The sequence below is a fragment of the Cytobacillus sp. OWB-43 genome (assembly GCF_034651445.1).
Taxonomy (GTDB): Bacteria; Bacillota; Bacilli; order Bacillales; family Cytobacillaceae; genus Cytobacillus; species Cytobacillus kochii.
In genome coordinates this window covers 19,253-45,614 of sequence record NZ_JAYEFF010000010.1, presented here as the reverse complement: position 1 = coordinate 45,614, position 26,362 = coordinate 19,253, and the positions used below count along the sequence as shown (strand labels likewise).

Genomic DNA, 26,362 nt, shown 5'->3' with positions numbered 1-26,362 from the left:
AGGAGGTGCCAACATGAAACTTCATGAATTAAAACCTGCAGAAGGTTCACGTCAAGAACGTAAACGCAAAGGTCGCGGTATTGGTTCAGGTAACGGTAAAACTGCTGGTAAGGGACATAAAGGTCAAAATGCTCGTTCTGGCGGCGGCGTACGTCCTGGATTCGAAGGTGGTCAAACACCTTTATTCAGACGCTTACCAAAACGCGGATTCACTAACATTAACCGTAAAGAATATGCGGTAGTTAATCTTGACGCACTTAATCGTTTTGAAGATGGAGCGGAAGTTACTCCAGAGCTTCTTATTGAAACGGGTGTTGTAAGTAACGAAAAAGCAGGAATTAAAGTTCTTGCTAAAGGCAACGTAGAGAAAAAGCTTACAGTTAAAGCTCATAAATTCTCTGCTGCGGCTAAAGAAGCAATCGAAGCTGCCGGCGGTAAAGCCGAGGTGATCTAATGCTTCAGACAATCTCCAATTTTATGCGCGTGGGTGACATAAGAAGAAAGATTATTTTCACCCTATTAATGTTAATTGTATTTCGCATCGGCACATTTATCCCCGTTCCAGGGGTGAATGCACAAATTTTACAATCACAGGATCAAATGAGTGTATTTGGTGTCTTGAATGTATTTGGTGGCGGTGCGTTATTAAACTTCTCAATTCTTGCGATGGGAATCATGCCGTATATTACAGCATCAATCATTGTTCAGTTACTACAAATGGACGTTGTGCCGAAATTTACGGAATGGGCTAAGCAAGGTGAGGCAGGTCGTCGTAAACTAGCTCAGTTTACACGATACTTTACTATCGTGCTTGGTTTTATCCAAGCTCTTGGTATGTCTTATGGGTTTAATAATCTTGCTGGTGGCATGTTAATTGAAAATACGGGTATTGGCTCTTATTTATTAATTGCTACAGTATTAACTGCAGGAACTGCTTTTTTAATGTGGTTAGGGGAGCAAATTACGGAAAAAGGTGTTGGTAATGGTATTTCTATTATTATCTTCGCTGGAATCGTTGCCGGTATTCCTTCCATCGCTAACCAAATTTATGCGCAGCAAATTGAAGGTGCTGGAGATCAATTATTCCTACGTATCGTAACCCTTGTACTTATCGTGCTTGCGGTTATTGCTATTGTAGTTGGAACAATCTTTATCCAACAGGCATTAAGAAAAATTCCAGTACAATATGCAAAACGTGCATCAGCAGGTAAGACGCCAGTAGGTGTTCAAAACACTCATTTACCTTTAAAAGTAAATGCTGCAGGTGTTATCCCTGTTATCTTTGCGATTTCATTTATCATTACACCACGAACGATTGCAGGCTTTTTTGAATCGAATAGTGTAACGAGTTGGATCCAGAAGATATTTGATTATACTGAGCCAATTGGTATGGTCATCTATGCTGCATTAATAATTGCTTTCACATATTTCTATGCATTCATTCAAGTAAACCCAGAGAAAGTCTCTGAGAACTTGAAGAATCAAGGTGGTTATGTACCGGGCATCCGTCCTGGTAAAAACACGCAGGAATATTTAACTAAAGTCTTATATCGTTTAACTTTTGTTGGTGCTCTTTTCTTAACAGCGATTGCAATCATTCCAATGTTCTTCATTAATGTTGCAGGGCTACCAGAAACTGCTCAAATCGGTGGAACGAGCTTACTAATCGTGATTGGTGTTGCTCTTGATACTTACAAACAGTTAGAGTCTCAGCTAGTTAAACGTCATTATAAAGGTTTTATCAAATAGAAAGGTTTAAGGGGACGATTGTTCCCTCAAACCTAATAGAATAGGGGGGAATTCACTTGAATCTTGTATTAATGGGGCTCCCTGGTGCCGGTAAAGGTACACAAGCAGAAAGAATTGTTGAAAAGTACGGTATTCCGCATATCTCTACTGGAGACATGTTCCGTGCAGCGATCAAAGAAGAAACTGCTCTAGGTTTAGAAGCAAAGTCTTTTATGGATAAAGGTGAACTTGTGCCAGACGAAGTAACAATTGGTATTGTTAGAGAACGTCTTGGTAAACCCGATTGCGAAAAAGGTTTTCTTTTAGATGGTTTCCCTAGAACCGTTGCTCAAGCGGATGCTTTAGAAAATATTCTTTCTGATCTATCAAGAAAAATTGATTACGTTATTAACATTGATGTAGATCAAGAGATTTTGATGGAAAGGCTAACTGGCCGCAGAATATGTAAATCTTGTGGGGCAACATATCATCTTGTATTTAATCCTCCAACTAAAGAGGGCGAATGTGACCGCTGTGGTGGTGAATTATATCAACGTGAAGATGATAATGAAGCAACTGTTAAAAATAGACTTGACGTAAACATTAAGCAAACAAAACCTTTGCTTGATTTCTATGAAAATAAAGGCTATTTACGTAACATTAACGGTCAACAAGAAATTGGTAAAGTATTTACTGATCTAGATAGTCTTTTAAGAGGCTTACAATAATGATCATAAGCAAAACTCAACGTGAAATCGATATTATGCGAGAAGCTGGTAGAATTGTCGCTTTAACACATGAGGAATTACAAAAGCATATCACTCCGGGAATAACGACAAGAGAATTAGATCGTCTTGCTGAGGCTTTTATTCTCAAATGTGGGGCCGTCCCATCTTTTAAAGGATATAACGGTTTTCCAGGTAGTATATGTACATCTGTGAACGAAAAGCTAGTTCACGGGATTCCTGATGATAACAGCTTAAACGATGGTGATATCATCAGTATTGATATAGGTGCAAAATATAACGGTTATCACGGTGATTCTGCCTGGACCTACGCAGTAGGGGCAATTGATGAACAATCAAAAGCATTGCTTGAAGTTACTGAGCAGTCATTATATGAAGGCTTAAAACAAGCAAAGCCAGGTGTACGCTTATCGAACATCTCTCATGCAATCCAAACATATGCGGAAAGCAAAGGCTTTTCCATTGTACGAGAATATGTCGGACATGGGGTAGGGCAAGACTTACATGAGGAACCACAGATTCCACATTTTGGTCCCCCGAATAAAGGGCCTCTATTAAAACCAGGTATGGTATTAGCTATCGAACCGATGGTAAATATCGGTAGTAGATATGTATCAACGCTATCCGATCAATGGACAGTCGTAACAGTCGATGGTAAGCGTTGTGCCCATTTCGAACATACAATAGCCATTACTGAAACTGGTTATGAAATACTTACTGTAAAATAACAGTAGGCTTTTCTAAAATACTCCGTTTCTAACTCATTTTTCTTTTTACTATAAGGAGACGTCAAACTCTTTTTATGTTATAATCAGAAGGTTGTTGTGTATATGTTTAAAATCATTTGTTTTGAGTAAGATGATTATTAGCTCATAAAGCTTGCATTGATTACGCGACCTATGAGATTATGTATCGGAATGTCCGAATGTGTTATTCTGCGAACCTTTTAGCAAAGAATATCTACATGCTTGGGAAAGCATTTGATATATTTCGTATATGATTTTATGGAAGGGAGACTTGTTTAGTGGCGAAAGATGATGTAATTGAAGTAGAAGGCACAGTCATAGACACTTTGCCAAATGCAATGTTTAAGGTAGAATTAGAAAACGGTCATACAGTTTTAGCTCATGTTTCCGGTAAAATCCGCATGCACTTCATTCGTATTTTACCAGGGGATAAAGTAACAGTTGAGCTTTCTCCTTATGACTTAACTCGCGGAAGAATCACTTATCGTTTTAAATAATCATTGCACTCCGTACTACTAAGGAGGTTAGGATAATGAAAGTAAGACCATCAGTTAAACCGATCTGCGAAAAGTGCAAAGTCATCCGCAGAAAAGGTAAAGTAATGGTTATCTGTGAAAACCCTAAACATAAACAAAAACAAGGCTAATTTGAAGGAGGTGCGCATATAGTGGCACGTATTGCAGGTGTAGATGTACCACGTGAAAAACGTGTAGTAATCTCATTAACTTATATCTATGGTATTGGTAAAACAACTGCTCAAAAAGTTCTAGCAGAAGCTGGTGTAAACGAGAATACTCGTGTACGCGATCTTACTGAAGATGAATTAAACAAAATTCGTGAGCAAATCGATTCATTAAAAGTTGAAGGTGACCTTCGTCGTGAAGTATCACTTAACATCAAACGTCTAATGGAAATCGGATCCTACCGCGGTCTTCGTCACCGTCGTGGCTTACCTGTTCGCGGACAAAATACTAAAAACAATGCTCGTACACGTAAAGGTCCTCGTAAGACTGTAGCGAACAAAAAGAAATAATCGGTAAAGGAGGGTTCTTAAAATGGCTCGTAAAACTAATACACGTAAACGTCGTGTCAAAAAGAATATTGAAAGCGGAATTGCACATATTCGTTCAACATTCAATAATACAATCGTAACTATCACTGATTCTCATGGTAATGCTCTTTCTTGGTCAAGTGCTGGTGCGCTAGGATTCAGAGGTTCTCGTAAATCGACTCCTTTCGCTGCGCAAATGGCTGCTGAAACAGCTGCGAAAGCATCTATGGAACATGGTATGAAAACTTTAGAAGTAACAGTTAAAGGACCTGGTGCAGGTCGTGAAGCTGCTATTCGTGCATTACAAGCTGCTGGTCTAGAAGTTACTGCTATCAGAGACGTTACTCCAGTACCACATAACGGATGTCGTCCACCAAAACGCCGCCGTGTATAATTAATCTGTATAAACTTTTGAATCCCTGTCTATAATGGGATATGATACAAAGTAAATGAATTATACAGTATTTATTATTCCAGTTGTTGTGCACAAAACGGGAACGTATACATGGGGGAATTTCGGTTAATAAACCGGGGTTTCGACGTTTTGAAGGAGGGTGTATTTTGATGATCGAAATAGAAAAACCAAAAATCGAAACGGTTGAGATCAGCGATGATGCTAAGTATGGTAAGTTCGTCGTAGAACCACTTGAGCGTGGATATGGAACAACTTTGGGTAACTCCTTACGTCGTATCCTATTATCCTCACTCCCAGGTGCCGCTGTCACTTCGATCCAAATTGATGGGGTACTTCATGAGTTCTCAACAATTGAAGGCGTCGTAGAAGATGTAACATCTATCATTTTAAACATTAAAAAGCTCGCATTGAAAATCTATTCTGATGAAGAAAAAACATTAGAAATTGACGTTCAAAGCGAAGGTGTAGTTACTGCTGCAGATGTAACACATGATAGTGATGTAGAGATTCTTAATCCGGATCTTCATATTGCTACTCTTGGTTCAAATGGTCATTTGCATATGCGTCTAACTGCTAAACGTGGTCGTGGTTATACACCAGCTGTTCAAAACAAAAAAGAAGATCAACCAATCGGTGTAATTCCTATTGATTCTATTTATACGCCAGTTTCACGCGTACAATATCAAGTTGAGAATACTCGTGTTGGTCAATTGAGTAATTTTGATAAATTGACTTTTGATGTTTGGACTGACGGAAGTACTGGCCCTCAAGATGCAGTTGCACTTGGAGCGAAGATCTTAACTGAGCATTTGAATATCTTTGTTGGTTTAACTGATGAAGCTCAAAATGCTGAAATTATGGTTGAAAAAGAAGAAGACCAAAAAGAAAAAGTCCTTGAAATGACAATTGAAGAACTAGATTTATCTGTTCGTTCATACAACTGCTTAAAACGTGCAGGCATTAACACTGTTCAGGAGTTAGCTAATAAAACTGAAGAGGATATGATGAAAGTACGTAACTTAGGTAGGAAGTCTCTAGAGGAAGTAAAACATAAACTAGAAGAGCTTGGATTAGGTTTGCGTAAAGACGACTGATTGTCTTTTGAAATCTAGCCTTTAATGACTTCAACAAAGGAGGGAAACTTTCATGGGATACAGAAAGTTAGGACGCACTAGCGCTCAACGTAAAGCGATGCTACGTGACTTATCAACAGATTTAATCATCAATGAGCGTATTGAAACAACTGAAGCTCGTGCTAAAGAACTTCGTTCAGTAGTTGAAAAATTGATCACTCTTGGTAAACGTGGAGATCTTCACGCTCGTCGCCAAGCAGCTGCATATGTTCGTCATGAAGTAGCTGATGCTGAGAAAAACCAAGATGCTGTTCAAAAATTGTTCAGTGATATTGCTCCTCGTTATGAAGAGCGTCAAGGTGGTTACACTCGTATTATGAAAATCGGTCCTCGTCGTGGCGACGCAGCACCAATGGTAATCATCGAATTAGTATAATAAACGTATCTTCTTAGATTAGGATAACCTAACCTTTGGGATTCATGTGCAGATTGAGGGCGCCTGAATGGTTTCATTGGAACTTATTCAATGCCCTCTTTCTTTAAATAGGGATACCCCTAAAGCCAATGAGCAAAACCATTTTGAGTGTTACGATGGACATCCGTAATATTGAGGTGTTACGTCTAGCTCTTTGCATCTTCATCCATTTGCTTTACTCGTCCATACAGGAATGCCTGTATTACTAGGATGAGGATGCAGGCTTTTTTAAAAACAACCATTGCCAAGGCAATTATTAATGAGCCTTTGTTATGGAGATAGTTGCAGATAGGATAGAACTCCATATACATAGTAGCTCGCCATCAATAATGGCGGCTTTTTTATTATATAAAGAGAAATTTTTGTTTTGCCCCTAAGTTTTAGTTAATAGAATTTTTGTAACTCCTTATTCAATAGCATAATTAGTGGCAGAGTACGTGGGTATGTATGGTCGGTGCGCATACAGGTAAGGGAAAAAAGAAGAATTACTTATATACGTGAAAACGCGTAAAAGATATGGGGAAAGTGAAGAACTGCATGCACAGGGTGAAAGCGCGCAAAAGGTAGGAAAGAAAGGCAAAGAATTGTGCGTAAAGGGTGGAATCGCGCAAAAGGTAGGAAAGAAAGGCAAAGAATTGCGCGTAAAGGGTGGAATCGCGCAAAAGGTAGTAAAGAAAGACAAAGAACTGCGCGTAAAAGGTGGAAACGCGCAAAAGGTAGTAAAGAAAACTAAAGAATTGCGCGTAAAGGGTGAAAGCGCGCAAAAGGTAGGAAAGAAAGCTAAGGAATTGCGCGTAAAGGGTGAAAGCGCGCAAAAGGTAGGAAAGAAAGCTAAGGAATTGCGCGTAAACGATGGAAACGCGCAAAAAGTAGTAAAGAAAGACAAAGAACTGCGCGTAAAAGGTGGAAACGCGCAAAAGGTAGTAAAGAAAGCTAAGGAATTGCGCGTAAACGATGGAAACGCGCAAAAAGTAGTAAAGAAAGCTAAGGAATTGCGCGTAAAGGGTGAAAGCGCGCAAAAAGTAGTAAAGAAAGCTAAGGAATTGCGCGTAAAGGGTGAAAGCGCGCAAAAAGTAGTAAAGAAAGCTAAGGAACTGCGCGTAAACGATGGAAGCGCGCAAAAAGTAGTAAAGAAAGCTAAAGAATTGCGCGTAAAGGGTGAAAGCGCGCAAAAAGTAGTAAAGAAAGCTAAAGAATTGCGCGTAAATGATGGAATCACGCAAAAGGTAGTAAAGAAAACCAAGGAATTGCGCGTAAAGGGTGGAATCGCGCAAAAGGTGGCAAAGAAAACCAAGGAATTACGCGTAAACATTGGAATTGCGCAAAAACTAGTAAAGAAGCAAGACTTGTGCATAAAGAATAAATAAACACATTCACCATTCTGAATGCAAGCCAGTGATATTAGTACGATTAAGAATTGGTTTTCTATCACTTCAGAGCCGTGACCTATTGATAGCATTGAAGAATAGCGATGAAGTGAGTTAGAAGAAAGAGTGAAGTATAAGAGCAACTAAGACTCTGTCATCGTCTTAACGGGCTTGCCAATCGCCCATTTTTCAATCACTTCAGAGCAATTATCTTTTGACAAGCAGAGAAGAATAATAGCTATGAGGCCTGTCAAAAGAAAGAACGAAGTATAAGAGCAACTAGGTCTCTGTCGTCGCCTTAAAGGCTTGCCAATCGCACAGTTTTCTAATAAAATTTAGACGTTAGATTTTTAGGTTTGTTTTTAGTAGAGTTGAGAGCAGCAGAGGTTGGAGAGGAGTAGATGAGTATGAAGAATTCCCTCGTACAGATAAGGAATCTTTCTTTTAAATATGATGAGAATGCGGATTATGCGTTGAAAGATGTGACGTTTGATATATATGAAGGGGAATGGTTGGCGATTGTTGGTCATAATGGATCAGGCAAGTCAACGATGGCTAAGCTTTTAAATGGCTTGAATTTCCCCAAGGAAGGCAGTATTACGGTAGATGGTTTGCTGCTATCAGAAGAAACGGTTTGGGACATACGAGATAAAATTGGGATGGTTTTTCAAAATCCCGATAACCAGTTTGTTGGTACGACTGTACAGGATGATGTGGCTTTTGGTTTAGAAAATCACGGCATCGAGAGAGAGGAAATGATTAAGCGTGTCCATAACGCGCTGGAGAGTGTGAAAATGGAACAGTTTCTTGATCAAGAGCCGCACCATTTATCAGGTGGCCAAAAGCAGCGTGTGGCCATTGCAGGGGTTCTAGCGCTTAGGCCAAATATCATTGTCTTGGACGAAGCGACCTCTATGTTAGACCCGCGTGGTCGTGAAGAGGTGTTAGAGACGATTAGGCAGTTAAAAGCATCGCAAGAAATGACTGTTATTTCCATCACACATGATTTAGAAGAAGCAGCAAAGGCTGATCGCATGATTGTGATGAATAAAGGACAGCTTTATCGGGAAGGTAGTCCGGAAGATATTTTCCAATTAGATGAAGAGTTGATTTCGTTAGGACTTGATATTCCATTCCCTGTGAAAATGAGCAAAATGTTAAAAGGCTTAAATATCCCAGTATCTAAGCATCATTTATCTGAAGAAGAATTGGTGGAAGAATTATGGACATCTCACTCAAAAATGTAGAATATCGCTATCAGGTCAATACGCCGTTTGAAAGATTAGCGATTCAAGATGTGTCTATAGATATTCCATCAGGCACATTTCTCGCTTTAATAGGACATACTGGTTCTGGGAAATCGACCGTCCTACAACATTTAAATGCATTACTGAAACCTACAGCGGGCGAAGTTGTTATTGGTGAGAGAACGATTACTTCTGAAAAGAAACAGAAGGGCTTAAAAGCGATACGCCAAAAAGTAGCGATTGTGTTTCAATTTCCTGAGCATCAACTATTTGAAGAAACTGTAGAGAAGGATATTTGTTTTGGTCCGATGAATTTCGGTGTGAATGAAGAAGAAGCAAAAAGGCGAGCGCATGAAGCAATTAAACAAGTGGGCCTAGATGAGTCGATTTTACAAAAATCGCCGTTCGATCTTTCTGGTGGACAAATGCGCCGAGTTGCCATTGCTGGTGTATTAGCGATGCATCCTGATGTCATTGTGCTTGATGAACCAACAGCTGGCTTAGATCCTCGTGGGCGCAAAGAAATTATGGATATGTTTTATCAGCTTCATAAAGAGCGGAATTTATCTACGATTCTTGTAACGCATAGTATGGAGGATGCCTCACGCTATGCGGATAAGATTGCTATTATGCATAAAGGTGAAGTCTATAAAGTGGGCACACCACTCGAGATTTTCTCTGACCCGGAGCAATTGATAAAAATGGGCTTAGACGTACCAGAGGTTGTGAAGTTCCAGCAAAAGCTAGAGAAAACATTCGGCTATAAGTTTGCTAAAACATGCTTAACAATAGAGGAAATCAGTCAAGAAATGCCTCGCTTTTTAAAGAGAGGTGAAGCCTAATGATGGAAAAAATGATTTTTGGACGCTATGTTCCAGCTGATTCAGTGATTCACCGAATGGACCCGCGTTCCAAACTCATTATCGTTCTTTTATTCGTATGTGTTGTTTTTATCGCTAATAATGCGATTACGTATGGTGCCCTTGTTGTCTATACCTTATTAATGCTAGCGATGTCGAAAGTGCCGATGCGCTTTGTATTTGGCGGCTTAAAACTCGTCTTCATTTTGATTATTTTTACGTTCTTGATGCATATCTTTTTAACAAGAGAAGGACCGATTATTTTTGAATTAGGATGGTTTAAAGTTTACGAGGAAGGCTTGAGACAAGGGATTTTTATCTCTTTACGCTTTTTCCTATTAATCTTAATCACATCGATCCTAACGTTAACAACAGCCCCTATTGCGATTACAGACGGTTTAGAGAGTTTGTTAGGCCCACTTAAGAAGTTGAAGTTTCCGGTGCATGAGCTCGCCCTAATGATGTCTATCGCCTTAAGGTTTATTCCGACGCTCATGGAGGAAACAGATAAAATTATGAAGGCACAATCAGCAAGAGGCGTGGAGTTCTCCTCAGGCCCTGTAAAAGACCGTGTGATGGCCATTATTCCACTACTGATTCCGCTGTTTGTGAGTTCATTTAAACGAGCAGAGGAGCTTGCCACAGCAATGGAGGCACGTGGTTATCGTGGAGGCGATGGACGGACAAGGTATCGTAAGCTTGTGTGGAGCGGAATTGATACATTGATGTTGTTATTGCTTTTGGCTTTAACGATATTGTTAATTATATTTAGAACATAAAGAGGGCAAATCATGAGAATCAAATGTATTATCGCTTACGATGGCACAGGCTTTGCGGGCTATCAAGTACAACCGAATAAACGGACTGTCCAGAGGGAGCTAGAAACAGCACTTACGAAGCTGCATAAGGGCAGTGAAGTGAAAGTTGTTGCTTCTGGCCGCACGGACGCTGGTGTTCATGCGGTGGGTCAAGTAATTCACTTCGATAGTCCTTTGCAGTTGCCTGAGGAGCGGTGGCCAGCTGCATTGAATTCTATTCTGCCGAATGATGTTGTAGTAGAGGAAGCGGCCTATGTAGCAGAGGACTTCCATGCGCGATATCATGCTATAGGTAAGGAGTATCGCTACCGATTAATACGCACGAAGAAAAGCAACCCTTTTTTGCGGCATTATGCTTATCAGTATTCCTTTCCAATAGATGTGGAATGTATGCGCAAAGCCATCCCGTATTTATTAGGAGAACATGACTTTACAAGCTTTTGTTCAGCAAGGTCTGAAGTGGAAGATCGCGTGCGGAACATCTATGGGATTTATATTGAGGAACATGATGATGAGCTACTGTTCCGTTTTGTTGGTAACGGGTTTCTTTATAATATGATTCGCATCTTAATGGGGACCTTACTTGAGGTTGGTAAGGGCGAGCGAGAGCCACATGAAATAGAGAAGATTTTAGCGAAGAAAAACCGTATCTTTGCTGGGAAAACGGCACCTGGTCATGGCCTGTATTTATGGCAAGTCTATTACGATGAAAATATTGCTAATGATAAGTAAAGAGCGTCATTTGCTGGATTTGCGAGAAAAAATTCTTAAAACAACTAATCCAGGTGTAACATCGACTTGACAATCAGCTGGTAAAGTTATATTATAGCATATGGTATTATTATTAAAACCACGATAAGCCCCGGAATCTTATTGTGTAAGAATATATGAAACCAAAAATGATTATAATGGATTTAATTTAGGAGGGAAAACCGATGCGTACAACGTTTATGGCGAATGCAAACAATATCGAACGTAAATGGTACGTAGTTGATGCTGAAGGCAAAACTCTTGGACGTCTTGCTAGTGAAGTAGCATCAATTCTACGTGGTAAACATAAACCAACTTATACACCACATGTGGATACTGGTGATCATGTAATTATCTTGAACGCTTCTAAGATCGAATTAACTGGTAAGAAGCTTACTGATAAAATTTACTACCGCCACAGCATGCACCCTGGTGGTTTAAAAACTAGAACTGCTAATGAAATGCGTACAAACTACCCTGAGAGCATGTTAGAGCTTGCTATTAAAGGCATGCTTCCAAAGAACTCTCTTGGTCGTCAAATGTTTAAAAAATTACATGTTTACGCTGGTAGCGAACATGCGCACCAAGCACAACAACCAGAAGTTTACGAACTTCGTGGATAATTAATTAGGGGAGGTTATTAACTTGGCACAGGTTCAATATACTGGTACTGGTCGCCGTAAGAGCTCAGTAGCTCGCGTACGTTTAGTCCCTGGCGACGGTAAAATCGTTATCAATGGTCGTGAAATCAATGAATATATCCCGTTTGCAGCTTTACGTGAAGTTGTTAAACAACCACTAGTAGCTACTGAAACAGTAGGAAGCTACGACATTCTTGTAAATGTTAAAGGTGGTGGATACACTGGTCAAGCTGGCGCAATCCGCCACGGTATCGCTCGTGCGTTACTTCTAGCTGATCCAGAATACCGTCCAACACTAAAACGCGCTGGACTATTAACACGTGACGCTCGTATGAAAGAACGTAAAAAATACGGTCTTAAAGGCGCTCGTCGTGCACCTCAGTTCTCAAAACGTTAATATACCAACGTTTCAAGACCCTCGAACAGTTTTGTTCAAGGGTCTTTTTTGATGAGAAAAATAGCTTTTGACCTAATTTTGACCTAATTTATTCTAATTCCATAAATTTAAGGAAGTTTTCAGCGGTTTTTTGAGACATTGTTTTTGAGACATGAGTATATACATTCATTATTGAAAGGCTAAACAACAAAAGGCTTGGTTAGAAAAAGGAGATAAATTATAAGGCTGTCCAATAGGGCAGTCTTTTTTATTTCCACATAAAAATAAAAGGAGTGTTAATAAAATGGCAGGATTATTAGATATACCAAAATTTGTGGACTTTAGAAACGAAGTAAAAAGGCACCCGAGATTAAAATTTCCTGTATTGAGTTTAAAAGGTAAAACAACATTAGCCATTCATCATAGTTTAACTAAGCAAGGGCTTGGGGGTTCTAATGCTGAAGGCTATGCGAGATATCATGTAGATACACACGGTTGGCCAAGCATTGGTTATAGCTATGTAATTGAGCCTGATGGGACAATCAAATTTTGTAATGACATTGAATTAAGGACTTATCATGTAGGTGATCACAATAATTATGCGATTGGCATCTGTTTAACAGGGGATTTCAGAAGTGAAAAACCTACAAAAAAACAAGAGGAAAGCTTGCGCAACTTAGTTGCTACGTTACAAAAAAATACCCTCATATTAAATATGTTAAAGGACACAATGAATTCAGTGGATATGCTTGGAAAGAGTGCCCAGTGTTTGATTACAAGGCTGTTTTGGCTAATAAATCAGTAGTTGCAAAACCCGTGCATTCCAAGCCTGTTTCGAAGCCAGCAGCCAAGCCGTCAGGGGAATATAAAGGAAGTAGTATTGTTGATTACCTAAAATCAAAAGGAATCAATTCCTCATTTAACAATCGAAAGAAACTTGCTTCTCAGCACGGCATCAAGAATTATTCAGGCACTCCAGCACAAAACTTAACATTGCTTGAAAAAATGAAGAAAAAAGGTACAACTCAAACGAGTAAATCAGCCAAAAAAGGCGATATGAAAACAACTAGCGTGGTTGATTATTTGAAGTCAATTAATGTTGATTCTTCATTTGCAAATCGAAAAAAGCTTGCTTCTAAATACGGAATTAAGAATTATAAGGGAACACGGGACAAAATACTGAATTACTTAGCGAATTAAGGAAGTAGTAAGGATTTTACAAAAAAACGTGACTATTGAAGGAAGGATAACTTACTTTGAAGAATAGTAATATATATAAAATATTTTGGGGGTAAAAAGTTGAAATACAAATTTATTACTATTCTTCATAGATTAAAATTAGAAAACATACTTAATAAGGGTAAGGAACTCATTCCAGGAACAAGAATATCAAATGGTGAAAAGGAAAGGAATGATATTTTAAATAGTGATCTTTTAAGGTGGACTGCAGGGTCACATTCAGTTGATGAATTTAATGATACAGTTTATTTTTATAAGTATGGTGTATGTAAGGATATAAAAACTTTCGATGAAATGGACAATAAGGGCTCAAATATGACATTTACATTTTTGAGAGATGCACAAGAATTTGTAAACAGTCTATGGAGGATAAAGGATAATGGGGTTTATGTAAGGGATGGTTTTTTAATTGCATATGAAAAAGAGATCCAAGATGGACGAACTTATAAAGCATCTTTAACAGAGACTTTCAAGCGTGCTGATGGCAAACAAATTGATGATATTTTCACAATGAAAGAAATTGAAGAGGCCATTCATACATATACTCCTTTTTCTTTAGATGAGGTAGATGAGGAAAGTTTTGGCGGGAAATTGCCTGATACATCTCTTTTCTATAAAAGTGGTGATCCAGGAAGGTTAGTGAAAGCTTTTTATTTTACACTTGTAGCTAGAACAAGTTTTGCTTTACCTATGAAGATAGTTTTCTATTGCACAGCACTCGAATGTTTATTTAGTACTTCAACAACTGATTTAACACATAGAATATCGGAAAGAGTCGGGATTATGATAGGCACTTCTCAAGATGAAAAAATTGAATTATATAAGTTTATAAAGAAAGTTTATGGTTTTAGGTCCACGATTATACATGGATCGAGTATAAAAAGTAATGATCAGGAACTTATTTCTTACTCTACAAAGTTAGATGAGATTCTAAGACAATTAATTTCTGCCGAGCACGAAGTTTTTTCGAAGAATAATGATGAAATGGATAATTTTTTCTTAGAACATATCTTTATGTAGTTAAAAGCCCTTTCATTGAGGGCTTTTATAGTTTTAAATATCTTTAACCATTATAGATAGTTATTTTTCCTCTGAATTTTTTCCTGTCCCAGTTAAAACAAAGAAAGGAACAGTATTTTCTTCTTCATCATTCTTTATAAGATGTTTAAAGTATGTATTAGGTATGATAATTTGCGCTGAATGAAAACTTTTTAAAACTATTGGTAGTTTGGTACTTTCTTTTAAATATTCTTCAGAATGGGTAAATTCATATGGAGTAAAGAGTATACTTCCTTCCTTACTGAATAGGCATTTAACCAAAATGAATAATTTAGACGGATAGTAGATGTTCCTTTTATTAATAATAATTAGTTGTATTAAATCTGATAATGTATCTCTTGGGAAAAAATAAATCTTCGATTAATACATCCCTATGACCCGTATTTTGTATCTTGATAGTCCTCACAATACCATACTTCTCGTAATAATCCCCACCGATAGTACTGTCAATCAAAGTAATACGTTCTCTTCTCTCTACCTTAGATAAATATAAAGAAACAAGAACAGCTAGAAATGTCGATATTGCTGCAATAGATGTCCAATCAATTACATTTAGTTTAATTACTATGGAAAGAATCATGATGTCACCTCAAATTGTAATATGAAAAGTTATAATACTATATACTTCTTTTGTGAGGTGAAAATTCCTTCTTCATGATTTTAAAAAATAACTCTTCTCAAATGAGATAGGATTACGATTTCAAATAGTTTTCTTCATTAATTTTTTTCTTTGCTTCTGAGATAGTACCTTTAAAGGTTTTTCCGGTACACTTAATACTTAAATCTCCTGTTTTAGCAACAACTGTGACCTTATTCTCAGTTGCAGAAATATGATAAGTAACACCACTTTCAATAAAACCTAAAGGCTCAAATTTAAAATATAATTACCCCATTTCTAACTATAATATTACTATGTTAAAGTTCTAAAGTCCTTTTAGATAAAAATCCAACAAATACTCACATTTATTCCTAATCCTTGGATTAAAATAATTATGCTGCTCATCATATCCTTTATATTGAAACTCATACATAGTAAAAAAGGATGGTTATGGCAAAGGCATATATTAATCCTAATTCTACTAACGGAGAGGTTTAGTAGAAAAGGAATTTTTTAAGAGATTTTTCTTTTAATGCAGAGCCAGTATAAAAATTAGTATAATTAGAGGTGAAGCATATTTAAATATCGTGACCTTATCGAAGTAACTCACATCAAATTATCAATGAGTTTTATTAGCTTGGAGTGTTGTTAGGAAGAGAGGCAAAAGAAAACTCTGAACTCGATATAGTGTTTTATCTCTTATAAATAGCTTTTTTATTTGAATTATTGGAAAGTTAGGTTCTCGATATCAGAGAAGGAGCCCGTCAAATTTACTTTATATTTCATTGGGGTACCTTAAAACTGGGTAAATTGAATAGGTTCATCTATCCTTAAGGACGTATCCTCCCAAGCTTCGGGTCCCTTATTAAGTGATAATATCTCCATTATCTATATTTTTAATGACAATAATAGCAGTTGCTAATCCTATTAACGAGAGAGTAATAGGTATGATAATAATTGAATATAATGAAAAGCCATTTATATTTTGACTTATGATTAGAGAGACAAAGAAGGCTGAAACGATTGTAGCTGGGACTGAATATTTTTTTAATCCAAAGTAAAGTGGAATTAAGCTAATTAAGCTCGCAGCCAATGCATTGAATACTACCTTTCCAAAGGAATTGATAATGATTGTGGCACTTAACGGTTCAGGAATAACATTTGTAAAAGAATTAAACAAGTAAAATCCGCTTCCCACTATAATAAAAGAGAAGATAATAGCAAAGAAAGTAAACAAAACCGTTACAAGTAACTTTGCTATTAGAATGGTTCTTCGTTTAATAGGATACATAAAAAGGACATTAATGGTCTTATTTTTATACTCACTTATAACAATTTGAGACAAAAGTACAGCCGCAAAAATGATAAATGTGACTCTTATGATTGTTTCTATTATCTCCATAGCCATATAATGACTTGTCATGACCTGAATTCCTTGATTCGTTTCAACATAAGCGATTAGACATATTAGAAAAAGGATGACAATATTGGCAATTAGCGCACCTTTCACATACTTTGTTATTTCAAATTTTTGCATTTCTAATTTCATAAGCTTAAGCACTGACTCCACCACCATTCAATAAGGTAAAGAAGTAATCCTCTAATGAACTGCTTTTATGATAAATAGATTCAATCACTACTCCGTGTTTAAATAGGACTTCTGAAATGACACCTTGGGGTACTCCCAAATCATAAACGCGTATGGTTAGTGAATCTAGCATCTTAGTATTTGTAATCTTTAAATGGTGTTCTAGTATCAAAGCTACTTTTGCGGAATCTTTGGTCACGATTTCTATATAGTCTTTATTATTTTCTCTGACTTTTTCCATCGGAATTTCTTCCATTAGCTTTCCCTGTATTATAACGCCAATCTTATCAGCAATATGTTCAATTTCTGCTAGAATATGACTTGAGATAAAAATGGTTATTCCATATTCTTTATTTAGCTTTTTAAACAATTTCCTTATCTCTTTAATGCCAACAGGATCTAATCCATTAATCGGTTCATCTAGTATAAGTAATTCAGGTTTTGTCATGATTGCTCGTGCGATTGCCAATCTTTGCTTCATTCCCATTGAAAATTCCTTTACTGGCTTAGCTCCAGTGTTTGTCAACTTGACCATCTCTAATGATTCGTCAACAGCATTCTTATTATGATATCCCATATATTCGCAGTGAAGTTCTAAATTTTTTCTTGCACTTAGCTTCTCATAAAAGACCGGTTGTTCAATAATTGCCCCTATCTTGCCTAAAACTTGATAGGAATTAGATGATAATGCCTTTTCAAATAAATCTATTTCCCCACGAGTCGGTTTGATTAAATTTGCGACCATCTTCATCACTGTCGTTTTCCCGGCACCGTTTGGTCCTAAAAAACCATAAATTTCTCCTTTATTAACCGTAATATTCACATTAGAGATGATCTCTTTTTCATTAAAAACCTTTGTTAATTCACGGGTTTCTATAATTCTATTCATGAATCTGTTCCTCCCTTCATTCCTTAACGAATTCGGTTTGTTTACTGGTCATGTATTTTTGCCAACCGCCTGTAATAATAATTGTCACTACAATGAAAACAGTACTTAATATAAATGGATAAAAAACATTCACATCATAAACAACTCCTGCAATTGTTGGACCTAATATGTTGCCAAAACTCATATATGCATTGTTCAATCCCATCGCAAATCCTTGATTTTCTCCTGCAAGTCTTGAAATAAGTGCATTAACTACTGGTCTCAAAATCGATGTCGCAAGGAAAATGATTAATGTAATTCCAAAAAATAGATAAAATTGATTTACTATTAATGATAGGAAGAAACCAACTGCCGCTAGACCTAAAAATAAATGAATGGTCTTTAATTCCCCTAATTTTCGAACGATTTTTTCTACGAAGAGTAATTGCACGAGGACACTAACTAATCCTGTTGAAGTAATCATAATTGCAATTTGCTGTGGAGATGCATCAAACTGATCCTCCATAAAGAGAGAGAGAATCGATTCATATCCGACTAATCCAAAGCTCATAACTAATGAGATGAGAAGAGGGATGAAGTAGGGTAATTTAACCGATTGAGCTAATTTTGTTCCAATTGACTCCTTTGACTTTATGTCTTTTGGAGATTCATATTCTTGTTTCTTACTTTCTTCCAATAATAAAAAGGAAAAAATGACTGCTGTTATAGAGCTAATGGCTGCGACTAAAAATGGAATTTTGAGGCCGGCATGTGCAAGAAAGCCACCGATTCCAGGTCCAATAACGATGCCAAGTGACATGGCAGCTGATAGAAAACTATGACCTTTGGCACGTTGTTCCATTGTTGTAATGTCTGCTATATACGCAAAAATCGCTGGAATGAGCATAGCAGCTCCAAGACCGCCAATGACACGGGAAAAATAGTGAATCCAAATAATATCTGTCACATAAAACACAAACATGGAAATGGACAATGTACCCAATCCATAGATGATAATTTTTCTTCTTCCATATTGATCAGCCCACTTTCCCGCAATTGGAGAAAAGAATAATTGTGCACCAGCAAAAAAGGCGATTAATAATCCCGCAGCTGTTCCTCCTTGATTAATAGATTGGAGGTATTCTGGTAAGATCGGAATAATAATGCCAAAACTTGCATTCGCAATGAACATATTAACCATCAAAATAACTAGTTTTCTCTGTGCATTTCTAGACATCCAAACTGCTCCTTTCTTTGTATCTTACTTACAGTCTAAGGAGCAAAGTTTCGTTTTCCATTAATTAATCCTTAAGAATTTCTTAAGTTGGAAAATAAATGAAAAAACAATATAGTTTTTACCATAAAGGAAAGTAATGTCTTAATGATCAATCAAGTTAATTTTGTTCATTCGAGCGTTTTAACGAGAAGGAAAAAACGGTTTTTTGCCAAGGTTTACTGTTAATTTGTATCGTACCTCCTAATTTTTCTACAAGTCGCTTTGTTATTGTAAGTCCAAGACCGCTGCCCTGATAAGATTTATTCCGTGAATCCTCTAGCGTATACAGCCTTTCAAAGACTCGGTCCTGGTATGGCTCATCTATGCCCTTTCCTTTATCCCACACATCGATGTAAATGTCGTCTTCATTTATTCTAATCTTCAAGCCAATCATCTTCCCATCCCCACCATGCACGATTGCATTTGATATGAGATTAGTTAAAATGCGTTTAAGTGCTTCAATGTTCCCTAACACATAAATGGGTTTATCTGGAATGTCGATGTGGACATCAATGCCTTTTTTGTTGAAAATATCATAGTATTCCAGGAGACTTTTGCGGCAGATATCATTTATTCTTATGCGCGTAAGCGGGACCTCCTTATCCCCTGACTCTAATTTTGCCAAATTGAAAAATTTGTCAATTAGAGTAATCACTTCTACAGATTTGTCATGAATTTTGGTGAGGATTAAATGTCTTTCTTCAGGATCCAACTCAGAATCCATCTGAATCATTTCTACATAACCTAATGTGACTGTTAAGGGAGTTTTTATATCATGTGAAATATTTGAAATCATTTTCTTCATTGACCATTTAGTGTTTGTATAATTTGCTAAAGCTTTTTTATGCTTTTCTAAAAGCCGGTTCAAATCCACTGTAATATCAATCAATTCTTTGTCATCTGTAAATAACAATATAACTTCATCTGATGATTGGTTGACGATTCGATGTAACTTATTATGAATTTCACGCAAATGTTTTGTTCTTGTTCTACTCATTTGATATTGAGCGTAAATGATAGCTACCAAAATGACAGTTGTGCCGATGTATAAAATAGTCATGTTAGTTACTCACCCATTTGTAGCCAATTCCCCATAATGTTTTTATATATTTGGGGTTGGATGGTTCATCTTCAATCTTTTCTCTTAACCTGCGAATATGACCATTAATAACGTTGTCATTTCCGAAATAATGTTGTTGCCAAACAAGGTTATACAAATCATCCTTTGTAAAAACCCGGTTTTGATTGGTGATAAATAACTTCAGCAATTCAAATTCCTTTGATGTTAGTTTAATTTCTTCATTTTCCTTATTTACAGAATAATTATGTAAGTCCACAGTAAGTTGACCAAAAGTAAAGATTTGATGGAGTATTGGTTCGGTATCATTTGCATATTTAGTTACCCTTCTAATACTTGCTTTAATTCTTGCTGAAAATTCTACAAGTGAAAATGGTTTAGATAAATAATCATCAGCTCCAAATCCCAAGCCCAATGCCTTATCAACATCAGTGTCTTTCGCTGAAATGATTAATATTGGTATAGTGCTCCTCTCTCGAATCAACTTTATCGCTTCAATACCATCTAATTTTGGCATCATAATATCAATGACGATTAAATCAATATCTTCACTTAAAAAAAGGGCTAATCCCTCTTCTCCGTTAAAAGCTGTTAAAACAAAATATCCTTCCTTTGATAGAAATTTCTCTAACATTTCACTGATAGAAGGGTCATCATCAATAAGTAATATACGGTATGGCATCTTATCCTCCTTACTAACTTACAAGTGTTTTCAATGTTATAAAAGGTAACTTATATTTTTATTCTATAATTTGAAAGACATTCCTCCCCTTTACATGCGTACCTTAATGCGAAAGACACACTTATTTTTATTTATCAAATGTTTTTGCGTTAGGGGGAAAACACTACCTTATTGAAGGGGTGTGACCATATTTCTCTATAACTAACCTTTGGTAGAATAATAGTACTCGGAAATATAGTACTTATCACTCCTTTATCGACGCGAGGTGTTCAAATTAGCATTCAAGTGGTGTGATAACATACTTGATGGAAGATATTAACGTTATAAAGAGATTAGTTGAAGATGGAAATGAAAAGGTATCAAAGTGCTTAATAGTAAATAGTGACAACAGGTTTACTAGCCTGAAAGGGGTTATATTTTAAAGGGAGAAACAACTCCCTTTTTCTTCAAGGTAGCTTTTGTATCTGTTGTTTAAAGGTATGATTATTAGAGTTAATCTATTATTGGAATATGAACTCATTGCAAATTGAGTTATTTTAATTCAATGAAATTCTAAGGCTTATTCAACTAGGGGGGAAGGTTAGTTAAAGAGGGACATACTTAAGCAAAGTATGTGAGTAGTTTAATCACACTATAATAATTGAACAATTATCTAAACTCGTTGAATGAGCAACAATACTTTGGTTTATGGTCTAATATATACTTTCAAGTCATTTGACAAATACTGTGGCTAAATGTTTTTTGTAATTCTTTATTTTAAAAATGAACGATTTCTCCCAGTTAATCGTATTACATATAGATTATTATTGTATGGAGTAGATCTCATGGATGAAAAGGATTTAATTCAAAAGGCGAAAAAAGGAGATACATTGGCGCTTTCGAAACTGCTACAACAGAATTATTCGTTTCTCGTAAAGTATTTAATGAAAGTTACCCTTCATCCACAAGTCGCAGAAGATTTAACGCAAGAGACGATGGTGAAGTGTATTGAAAAAATCCAACTGTATAATGGTGAATCCAAGTTTTCCTCATGGCTCATCACGATCGCAACGAACCTTTTCATCGATCAACAGCGGAGAAAGAAGCTGGAGAAAAACTGGCTAGAGCACGAACAAGCGCTCCGAAAAATGAAATGGAATGTAGCAAATATGAATGAAGAATGGGCAGATGTACTTGATATACTTGCCCAAATTGATGAAGAAATACGTATGCCAATCGTATTAAAGCATTATTACGGATATTCATATGGGGAAATTGGGAAAATGATGGGTCTAGCAGAAGGAACAGTAAAATCTCGAGTGTCAAATGGTCTAAAAAATGTACGAAAGGAGTTGGCTGATCTTGAAGGAGAATGATTCTAAAAATAGTAATTCTATGTTGGATGATGAAGATGAATTAACGGTTAAGCAATTAACAGATGGTTTAGAAAAACTGGACCAATGGAATCCAGTATCTACTCCAAACTTACAATGGTTTCAACAGAATGTTGAATTAGAGAAAAAAAGAATACGAAAAAAACAATGGAAAGACCTTCTCACGTTTATCTCTGTTGCAGTATTAGTGCTTTCAGTTGTGATTGCTGTCGTTTATCGCCAGCCAATTCTTTTTCTTTATTTTCAGCTTGTGGGGATTATCTTACTGCCCGTCGCTCTTAACAAAACTAGAAAGAAGGTCAGTAATGAATGAACTCAAATGAACTAAGTAGCATATCGCTTTGGTTATGGCTCGTGATTGCGTTCATTCTGATTTGCCAGAGCTCGTGGATGTTTTGGGACGCGCGAAAGAGAGGACACAATGCTTGGCTATGGGGATTCTTAGGTCTTATTCAATTTCCAACGTATCTTATTATCTATCTTATTTTTGCAAGGAAAATATTTAAAAGAAAGGTCTCAGGATCAAATTCCTGAGATTTTTTTTTCGTGAGTGAACGAATAGGCAAACGTAATCGTATTAAGGATAAATAAACAGTTTGGAGGAGAAAAAATGAATGAACTGTTAAATGGAATCCCATGGGGAGCGTTTGCGCCAATTATTGTCTTACAATTAATTCTTATGATTATCGCATTAGTTTCTTGTATTAAAGAAGAAAAAACGAACGGACCAAAATGGTTGTGGATTCTTGTTATTCTCTTTATCGGCATAATAGGGCCAGTGCTTTATTTCGTTGTTGGAAGGAGAAATGATTAATGGAATTATTAAAGGCAAGCGATTTAGTAAAAAGTTTTGGAAATACGAATGCTGTTAAAGGAATCAATTTTCATATTGAAGAAGGCAGGTGCGTTTCATTACTTGGACCAAATGGAGCAGGAAAAACAACAACATTAAAAATGCTATCCGGATTGTTGGCACCGACTTCAGGTAGTATTGATTTTAAAGGGGGAAAACCAAAGGATTTAAGGCCGTATATTGGGTATTTACCTCAATATCCTGCTTTCTATAATTGGATGAGCGGAAAGGAGTTTCTTGTTTTCGCAGGACAATTGGCAAAAATGAATCGTAAGGAAGCAGAAAAACGGAGTGAGGAATTACTTGAACGAGTGGGTCTAACGAATGCAAAGAAAAGGAAAATAGGGGGTTATTCTGGTGGAATGAAGCAGCGCCTCGGATTGGCACAGGCACTCATTCATCGTCCGAAATTACTTATTTTAGATGAGCCTGTTTCTGCACTCGACCCACTTGGGAGACGGGAAGTGTTGGACATGATGAGAGAGATTAAAGAGGAAACAACTATTCTTTTCTCAACTCATGTCCTTCACGATGCAGAAGAAATAAGTGATGACATTCTTATCATGCATGCTGGGGAAATTGCGATATCAGGTAGCCTGGGAAGGGTAATGGAGGAATATCGGCAACCTATTTTACAAATCGAATTCGAATCACCGGCTGTTGATTGGCTAAAGAGCATAGCGAGTTATAGCTTTGTATCTGAAGTAGACATTCAAGGTAATAAAACCAGCATCGTATTAAAAGATATGGTAAATGGAAAGCAAACATTATTAAAAGATATCGTGGATAGAAAACTTCCGATTCGTAAGTTCGAGATTTCTCAAACAACATTAGAAGATTTATTTGTCAAGGTGGTGAAGGCATGACGCAATGGACTGTTCTTTATCAAAAAGAAATAACGGAAATGGTGCGGAATTATAAAATTTTATGGATTCCAATTGTGTTTATTTTGCTAGGTGTTATGCAGCCGGTTAGTTCGTATTATATGCCGGAGATTTTGGACACTTTTGGGGGTCTTCCAGAAGGTACAATCCTTGAAATGCCTACTCCAACAGGGGCAGAAGTATTAATGAATGTTCTATCTAATTATGGGATGCTCGGTGTACTTATTCTTGTTTTGAGTGCAATGGGTATCGTTTCCGAAGAAAAACAAAGTGGAGTAGCAGCTATGGTCATGATTAAACCAGTTTCTTATTCCTCATATATATTATCTAAATGGGCTGGGTTACTTACAATTACATTCGTTTCATTGCTTATTGGATATGTAGCTTCTTGGTATTATACGAGTTTACTCATTGAAACAGTCGCTTTTGAGCGCGTTTTTCAAAGTGTAGTGATCTATAGCATATGGTTAGTTTTTGTTGTTACATTGACGCTTTTTTTTAGTACGATAATGAAAGGAAATGGAGGAGTTGCTTTTGTTACAATATTTGTGGTCTTTGCCATTTCGACAGTTACATCCCTTCTAGGAAAGTATATGAAATGGAGTCCGGCCACGATGACTGAGCACACAGGACAGGTCTTGCTGTCAGGAAAACTAGATTCTAGTTTCTTGTTAGCTTTTATTACAACTATTGCTATTATTATCGTCGTACTCATCGCATCTGTACAAATATTTAAGCGAAAAGACTTATTGGAATAAAAAATCCTTTTTCATACATTTTTATCCATATAACACTTCGCAAAATGGTATAAACTTGTTATATCAATGTTAACCCTCTTTGTTCTTAATGAGCAAGGAGTTTTTTTAAGTCTAATTAAGGATTTGAAGGGCTCTAGAATCAAGGGTAAATAATTATATTGTGCAATCTTGCAAGAGCATGTAACAACAGGGGAGGAGCAAGGAGGGTATTAATGTCATTTTTAAATCATCCAATCTAAGTACAATTCATTTACCTAATATTAAATTTCCTCTTGTATCTCACGTAACGTGAGTTGTTAATATTAATTCACAATCTATCAAGGAGGATAAATTATGGAAATTGGATTTTGGCTTATTTTAATTACCTTATTGCTTTATGATCCGATTGTTGGATACTTAGACTTTCAGAAATTTAAAAAGGATGTACGGATAAAAGAGCATGCAAGATTAAAGTACTACTACAAAATAATATATGGATTATGGATACCCATCATTTTCATGCTTGGCCTGGTTTTACTGACAGAACTGTCTTTAGGGCAAATAGGATTCACATCACTGAAACTTAATACTTCTGTTTTAGGTACTGTTTTCAGTTACATCATTTTAACCTTAGGAGTATTTTATCTTTGTTTAGTTTTGTACTATATAATTGGTTATTATTTAAGTTCTAAGATTAGGCGTGAACTATCCATAAAAAAAGCGGGGGAAATGGAGAATTATGAGTTTACTCCGATATTGCCAGTTAATGATAAAGAGAAAAAAGTGTGGAATTTTGTATCATTGAGTGCGGGGATAACCGAAGAAGTTCTTTATAGAGGTTTCTTAATTTTTGCACTATCCTATTTATTTCCTGATTTATCAATATGGGGAGTCATTATTGCCGCATCTTTTATATTTGGATTAGCACATACCTATCAAGGGGTTTGGGTAGGAGTTGTAAGAACTACTATTATAGGTTTTTTATTTTCTTGCCTATATATTGTTTTAGGATCAATTATTCCACTAATTATTTTACACTTCTTAATTGATTATCTTGCTAAATTAGGTGATCAAGGTCATGCTGTTGCGAAATGAGTGAGGGATGTTACCCCTAATTACTGTTATGGCAGCTTGTAACTAAAAAATTTGGAGTAGGTGTTAGATGAAACAAAGGGGAAACGTAACAGGATTCAATATTCATTTTCTCACTTGAATGATAAAAGGAATCGCCCTATGTTTCCTTTTTTTAATGTCAAGTTAGTTTTAGGAGGAAAAATATATTAAATGCCGAACTAATTATATTAAATAATACACAAAAAGGAGAAGAGTCATGAAAGAAGGTCAATTGGTACTTTTTAATCAGTTAGAAGCTTATCGACAAGATTTATTGGATAGTATAAGTGGGGTAAGTGCAGAGGCAGCTGAGATTGTACCCAACCATTTTAATAATAATATTAGATGGAATATGGGACACGTATATCTAGATCAGTATTTATGGATTGAGACTTTAACAAAGGAGAAAACGGAGGCTCCAGAATCTTTCCGAAAATGGTTTGGATATGGTACAACACCGGATAATTTTTCTATGGAGACACCTTCTTATATCGAACTAAAAAAATTGTTGGAGGAACAACCTAAGAGGTTGAAGGAGAGCTATGGACATCGTTTAGAAGAATTATTTTCTCCCACTGAAATGGGGATGCGAACGATTGAACAAGTGTTAATTCGGACCATCTTTCACGAGGGAATACATTTGCAAGCTATAAATGACATAAAAAAATGTTTATATTTGCATGAAGCGATATAAACCCTTAAAGGAAACTGGTGTAGAAGG

32 protein-coding genes are annotated in these 26,362 nt (G+C 36.5%); 27 read left to right on the top strand and 5 right to left on the bottom strand.

All coding sequences use genetic code 11. The features are described 5' to 3' along the window. Positions 1 to 13 precede the first annotated feature (13 nt). The 20 genes from rplO to U9M49_RS21595 all read left to right on the top strand — a co-directional run bounded on the left by rplO (position 14) and on the right by U9M49_RS21595 (position 14,552). On the top strand, positions 14 to 454 hold the full coding sequence (rplO, locus tag U9M49_RS21690; protein WP_095371206.1) for a 50S ribosomal protein L15: 441 nt from the start codon (positions 14 to 16) through the stop codon (positions 452 to 454). Continuing rightward, entirely contained in the window at positions 454 to 1,749 is a 1,296-nt protein-coding gene (secY, locus tag U9M49_RS21685) for a preprotein translocase subunit SecY (protein ID WP_095371205.1), read from the top strand. Before rplO ends, secY begins: the two co-directional genes overlap by 1 nt. Before the next feature lie 56 nt (positions 1,750 to 1,805). Next, positions 1,806 to 2,456, top strand: a complete 651-nt coding sequence (locus U9M49_RS21680; protein ID WP_095371204.1) for an adenylate kinase — start codon at positions 1,806 to 1,808, stop codon at positions 2,454 to 2,456. After that, positions 2,456 to 3,202 carry a type I methionyl aminopeptidase gene (map, locus tag U9M49_RS21675; protein ID WP_251163144.1) on the top strand — a complete coding sequence of 249 codons (747 nt, stop codon included), beginning with the start codon at positions 2,456 to 2,458 and terminating at the stop codon, positions 3,200 to 3,202. The genes U9M49_RS21680 and map overlap by 1 nt, the downstream gene beginning before the upstream one ends. Before the next feature lie 296 nt (positions 3,203 to 3,498). Further along, entirely contained in the window at positions 3,499 to 3,717 is a 219-nt protein-coding gene (gene infA, locus U9M49_RS21670) for a translation initiation factor IF-1 (protein ID WP_095371202.1), read from the top strand. 35 nt (positions 3,718 to 3,752) lie between these two features. Continuing rightward, positions 3,753 to 3,866, top strand: a complete 114-nt coding sequence (gene rpmJ, locus U9M49_RS21665; RefSeq protein ID WP_003156543.1) for a 50S ribosomal protein L36 — start codon at positions 3,753 to 3,755, stop codon at positions 3,864 to 3,866. Positions 3,867 to 3,887: 21 nt separating this feature from the next. After that, complete coding sequence (gene rpsM / locus U9M49_RS21660) at positions 3,888 to 4,253, top strand: 30S ribosomal protein S13 (RefSeq protein ID WP_095371201.1); 366 nt, start codon at positions 3,888 to 3,890, stop codon at positions 4,251 to 4,253. Between the two features lie 22 nt (positions 4,254 to 4,275). Then, on the top strand, positions 4,276 to 4,665 hold the full coding sequence (gene rpsK / locus U9M49_RS21655) for a 30S ribosomal protein S11 (protein ID WP_095371200.1): 390 nt from the start codon (positions 4,276 to 4,278) through the stop codon (positions 4,663 to 4,665). A 170-nt stretch (positions 4,666 to 4,835) separates the two neighbouring features. Next, the gene (locus U9M49_RS21650) at positions 4,836 to 5,780 is read left to right on the top strand and encodes a DNA-directed RNA polymerase subunit alpha (protein WP_095371199.1); all 945 of its coding nucleotides are present in this window, start codon (positions 4,836 to 4,838) and stop codon (positions 5,778 to 5,780) included. Positions 5,781 to 5,832: 52 nt separating this feature from the next. Next, entirely contained in the window at positions 5,833 to 6,195 is a 363-nt protein-coding gene (gene rplQ / locus U9M49_RS21645; RefSeq protein ID WP_095371198.1) for a 50S ribosomal protein L17, read from the top strand. A gap of 536 nt (positions 6,196 to 6,731) precedes the next feature. Then, positions 6,732 to 7,601: a hypothetical protein gene (locus U9M49_RS21640; protein ID WP_322910600.1), complete on the top strand. Its 870-nt coding sequence runs from the start codon at positions 6,732 to 6,734 to the stop codon at positions 7,599 to 7,601. Positions 7,602 to 8,008: 407 nt separating this feature from the next. Continuing rightward, the gene (locus U9M49_RS21635) at positions 8,009 to 8,848 is read left to right on the top strand and encodes an energy-coupling factor ABC transporter ATP-binding protein (protein ID WP_289435098.1); all 840 of its coding nucleotides are present in this window, start codon (positions 8,009 to 8,011) and stop codon (positions 8,846 to 8,848) included. Then, positions 8,824 to 9,690, top strand: a complete 867-nt coding sequence (locus U9M49_RS21630; protein WP_095371195.1) for an energy-coupling factor ABC transporter ATP-binding protein — start codon at positions 8,824 to 8,826, stop codon at positions 9,688 to 9,690. The genes U9M49_RS21635 and U9M49_RS21630 overlap by 25 nt, the downstream gene beginning before the upstream one ends. Continuing rightward, on the top strand, positions 9,690 to 10,487 hold the full coding sequence (locus U9M49_RS21625; RefSeq protein ID WP_095371194.1) for an energy-coupling factor transporter transmembrane component T family protein: 798 nt from the start codon (positions 9,690 to 9,692) through the stop codon (positions 10,485 to 10,487). Before U9M49_RS21630 ends, U9M49_RS21625 begins: the two co-directional genes overlap by 1 nt. A 9-nt stretch (positions 10,488 to 10,496) precedes the next feature. Next, positions 10,497 to 11,258, top strand: a complete 762-nt coding sequence (truA, locus tag U9M49_RS21620; protein ID WP_322910607.1) for a tRNA pseudouridine(38-40) synthase TruA — start codon at positions 10,497 to 10,499, stop codon at positions 11,256 to 11,258. A gap of 203 nt (positions 11,259 to 11,461) precedes the next feature. Beyond that, positions 11,462 to 11,899, top strand: coding sequence for a 50S ribosomal protein L13 (gene rplM / locus U9M49_RS21615; protein WP_095371192.1), 438 nt, complete (start codon positions 11,462 to 11,464; stop codon positions 11,897 to 11,899). A 22-nt stretch (positions 11,900 to 11,921) separates the two neighbouring features. Next, positions 11,922 to 12,314 (top strand): 30S ribosomal protein S9, encoded by a 393-nt coding sequence (gene rpsI, locus U9M49_RS21610; protein ID WP_095371191.1) that lies wholly within the window; start codon positions 11,922 to 11,924, stop codon positions 12,312 to 12,314. Between the two features lie 283 nt (positions 12,315 to 12,597). Next, positions 12,598 to 13,098 carry a peptidoglycan recognition family protein gene (locus tag U9M49_RS21605; RefSeq protein WP_322910599.1) on the top strand — a complete coding sequence of 167 codons (501 nt, stop codon included), beginning with the start codon at positions 12,598 to 12,600 and terminating at the stop codon, positions 13,096 to 13,098. Continuing rightward, the gene (locus U9M49_RS21600) at positions 13,059 to 13,493 is read left to right on the top strand and encodes a hypothetical protein (RefSeq protein WP_322910598.1); all 435 of its coding nucleotides are present in this window, start codon (positions 13,059 to 13,061) and stop codon (positions 13,491 to 13,493) included. Before U9M49_RS21605 ends, U9M49_RS21600 begins: the two co-directional genes overlap by 40 nt. Positions 13,494 to 13,592: 99 nt before the next feature. Next, positions 13,593 to 14,552, top strand: a complete 960-nt coding sequence (locus U9M49_RS21595; RefSeq protein ID WP_322910597.1) for a hypothetical protein — start codon at positions 13,593 to 13,595, stop codon at positions 14,550 to 14,552. A gap of 1,502 nt (positions 14,553 to 16,054) precedes the next feature. Here U9M49_RS21595 and U9M49_RS21590 read toward each other — a convergent pair. The 5 genes from U9M49_RS21590 to U9M49_RS21570 all read right to left on the bottom strand — a co-directional run bounded on the left by U9M49_RS21590 (position 16,055) and on the right by U9M49_RS21570 (position 20,681). Further along, on the bottom strand, positions 16,055 to 16,750 hold the full coding sequence (locus U9M49_RS21590; protein ID WP_095371105.1) for an ABC transporter permease: 696 nt from the start codon (positions 16,748 to 16,750) through the stop codon (positions 16,055 to 16,057). Further along, on the bottom strand, positions 16,743 to 17,666 hold the full coding sequence (locus U9M49_RS21585) for an ATP-binding cassette domain-containing protein (protein WP_322910596.1): 924 nt from the start codon (positions 17,664 to 17,666) through the stop codon (positions 16,743 to 16,745). The genes U9M49_RS21590 and U9M49_RS21585 overlap by 8 nt, the downstream gene beginning before the upstream one ends. A 16-nt stretch (positions 17,667 to 17,682) precedes the next feature. Next, the gene (locus U9M49_RS21580; protein ID WP_322910595.1) at positions 17,683 to 18,882 is read right to left on the bottom strand and encodes an MFS transporter; all 1,200 of its coding nucleotides are present in this window, start codon (positions 18,880 to 18,882) and stop codon (positions 17,683 to 17,685) included. Between the two features lie 157 nt (positions 18,883 to 19,039). Further along, on the bottom strand, positions 19,040 to 19,981 hold the full coding sequence (locus U9M49_RS21575) for a sensor histidine kinase (RefSeq protein ID WP_322910594.1): 942 nt from the start codon (positions 19,979 to 19,981) through the stop codon (positions 19,040 to 19,042). A gap of 1 nt (position 19,982) precedes the next feature. After that, positions 19,983 to 20,681 (bottom strand): response regulator transcription factor, encoded by a 699-nt coding sequence (locus U9M49_RS21570; RefSeq protein ID WP_095371101.1) that lies wholly within the window; start codon positions 20,679 to 20,681, stop codon positions 19,983 to 19,985. A gap of 824 nt (positions 20,682 to 21,505) precedes the next feature. Between U9M49_RS21570 and sigY the strand changes: the two genes are divergently transcribed. The 7 genes from sigY to U9M49_RS21535 all read left to right on the top strand — a co-directional run bounded on the left by sigY (position 21,506) and on the right by U9M49_RS21535 (position 26,335). Further along, on the top strand, positions 21,506 to 22,036 hold the full coding sequence (gene sigY / locus U9M49_RS21565; RefSeq protein ID WP_095371100.1) for an RNA polymerase sigma factor SigY: 531 nt from the start codon (positions 21,506 to 21,508) through the stop codon (positions 22,034 to 22,036). Further along, complete coding sequence (locus tag U9M49_RS21560; protein ID WP_322910593.1) at positions 22,023 to 22,367, top strand: YxlC family protein; 345 nt, start codon at positions 22,023 to 22,025, stop codon at positions 22,365 to 22,367. Before sigY ends, U9M49_RS21560 begins: the two co-directional genes overlap by 14 nt. A 297-nt stretch (positions 22,368 to 22,664) precedes the next feature. Beyond that, positions 22,665 to 22,868: a PLD nuclease N-terminal domain-containing protein gene (locus tag U9M49_RS21555; RefSeq protein ID WP_095371097.1), complete on the top strand. Its 204-nt coding sequence runs from the start codon at positions 22,665 to 22,667 to the stop codon at positions 22,866 to 22,868. Beyond that, complete coding sequence (locus U9M49_RS21550; RefSeq protein ID WP_095371096.1) at positions 22,868 to 23,773, top strand: ABC transporter ATP-binding protein; 906 nt, start codon at positions 22,868 to 22,870, stop codon at positions 23,771 to 23,773. The genes U9M49_RS21555 and U9M49_RS21550 overlap by 1 nt, the downstream gene beginning before the upstream one ends. Further along, positions 23,770 to 24,549 (top strand): ABC transporter permease, encoded by a 780-nt coding sequence (locus U9M49_RS21545; protein ID WP_322910592.1) that lies wholly within the window; start codon positions 23,770 to 23,772, stop codon positions 24,547 to 24,549. Before U9M49_RS21550 ends, U9M49_RS21545 begins: the two co-directional genes overlap by 4 nt. A gap of 333 nt (positions 24,550 to 24,882) precedes the next feature. Then, a complete protein-coding gene (locus U9M49_RS21540; protein WP_322910591.1) occupies positions 24,883 to 25,623 on the top strand; it encodes a type II CAAX endopeptidase family protein in 741 nt (246 codons plus the stop codon). 235 nt (positions 25,624 to 25,858) lie between these two features. Beyond that, positions 25,859 to 26,335 (top strand): DinB family protein, encoded by a 477-nt coding sequence (locus U9M49_RS21535; protein ID WP_322910590.1) that lies wholly within the window; start codon positions 25,859 to 25,861, stop codon positions 26,333 to 26,335. The last annotated feature ends 27 nt before the right edge of the window (positions 26,336 to 26,362 follow it).

Bases quoted from the DNA above. Each gene is read 5' to 3' on its own strand.
- sigY (WP_095371100.1), top strand. From the start codon at position 21,506: ATGGATGAAAAGGATTTAATTCAAAAGGCGAAAAAAGGAGATACATTG.
- secY (WP_095371205.1), top strand. From the start codon at position 454: ATGCTTCAGACAATCTCCAATTTTATGCGCGTGGGTGACATAAGAAGA.
- U9M49_RS21570 (WP_095371101.1), bottom strand. From the start codon at position 20,681: ATGCCATACCGTATATTACTTATTGATGATGACCCTTCTATCAGTGAA.
- U9M49_RS21580 (WP_322910595.1), bottom strand. From the start codon at position 18,882: ATGTCTAGAAATGCACAGAGAAAACTAGTTATTTTGATGGTTAATATG.
- U9M49_RS21635 (WP_289435098.1), top strand. From the start codon at position 8,009: ATGAAGAATTCCCTCGTACAGATAAGGAATCTTTCTTTTAAATATGAT.
- U9M49_RS21585 (WP_322910596.1), bottom strand. From the start codon at position 17,666: ATGAATAGAATTATAGAAACCCGTGAATTAACAAAGGTTTTTAATGAA.
- U9M49_RS21575 (WP_322910594.1), bottom strand. From the start codon at position 19,981: ATGACTATTTTATACATCGGCACAACTGTCATTTTGGTAGCTATCATT.
- rplO (WP_095371206.1), top strand. From the start codon at position 14: ATGAAACTTCATGAATTAAAACCTGCAGAAGGTTCACGTCAAGAACGT.
- map (WP_251163144.1), top strand. From the start codon at position 2,456: ATGATCATAAGCAAAACTCAACGTGAAATCGATATTATGCGAGAAGCT.
- rplM (WP_095371192.1), top strand. From the start codon at position 11,462: ATGCGTACAACGTTTATGGCGAATGCAAACAATATCGAACGTAAATGG.
- U9M49_RS21650 (WP_095371199.1), top strand. From the start codon at position 4,836: ATGATCGAAATAGAAAAACCAAAAATCGAAACGGTTGAGATCAGCGAT.
- rpsK (WP_095371200.1), top strand. From the start codon at position 4,276: ATGGCTCGTAAAACTAATACACGTAAACGTCGTGTCAAAAAGAATATT.
- U9M49_RS21625 (WP_095371194.1), top strand. From the start codon at position 9,690: ATGATGGAAAAAATGATTTTTGGACGCTATGTTCCAGCTGATTCAGTG.
- U9M49_RS21535 (WP_322910590.1), top strand. From the start codon at position 25,859: ATGAAAGAAGGTCAATTGGTACTTTTTAATCAGTTAGAAGCTTATCGA.
- U9M49_RS21555 (WP_095371097.1), top strand. From the start codon at position 22,665: ATGAATGAACTGTTAAATGGAATCCCATGGGGAGCGTTTGCGCCAATT.
- U9M49_RS21545 (WP_322910592.1), top strand. From the start codon at position 23,770: ATGACGCAATGGACTGTTCTTTATCAAAAAGAAATAACGGAAATGGTG.
- rplQ (WP_095371198.1), top strand. From the start codon at position 5,833: ATGGGATACAGAAAGTTAGGACGCACTAGCGCTCAACGTAAAGCGATG.
- U9M49_RS21630 (WP_095371195.1), top strand. From the start codon at position 8,824: ATGGACATCTCACTCAAAAATGTAGAATATCGCTATCAGGTCAATACG.
- U9M49_RS21550 (WP_095371096.1), top strand. From the start codon at position 22,868: ATGGAATTATTAAAGGCAAGCGATTTAGTAAAAAGTTTTGGAAATACG.
- U9M49_RS21605 (WP_322910599.1), top strand. From the start codon at position 12,598: ATGGCAGGATTATTAGATATACCAAAATTTGTGGACTTTAGAAACGAA.
- U9M49_RS21540 (WP_322910591.1), top strand. From the start codon at position 24,883: ATGGAAATTGGATTTTGGCTTATTTTAATTACCTTATTGCTTTATGAT.
- rpmJ (WP_003156543.1), top strand. From the start codon at position 3,753: ATGAAAGTAAGACCATCAGTTAAACCGATCTGCGAAAAGTGCAAAGTC.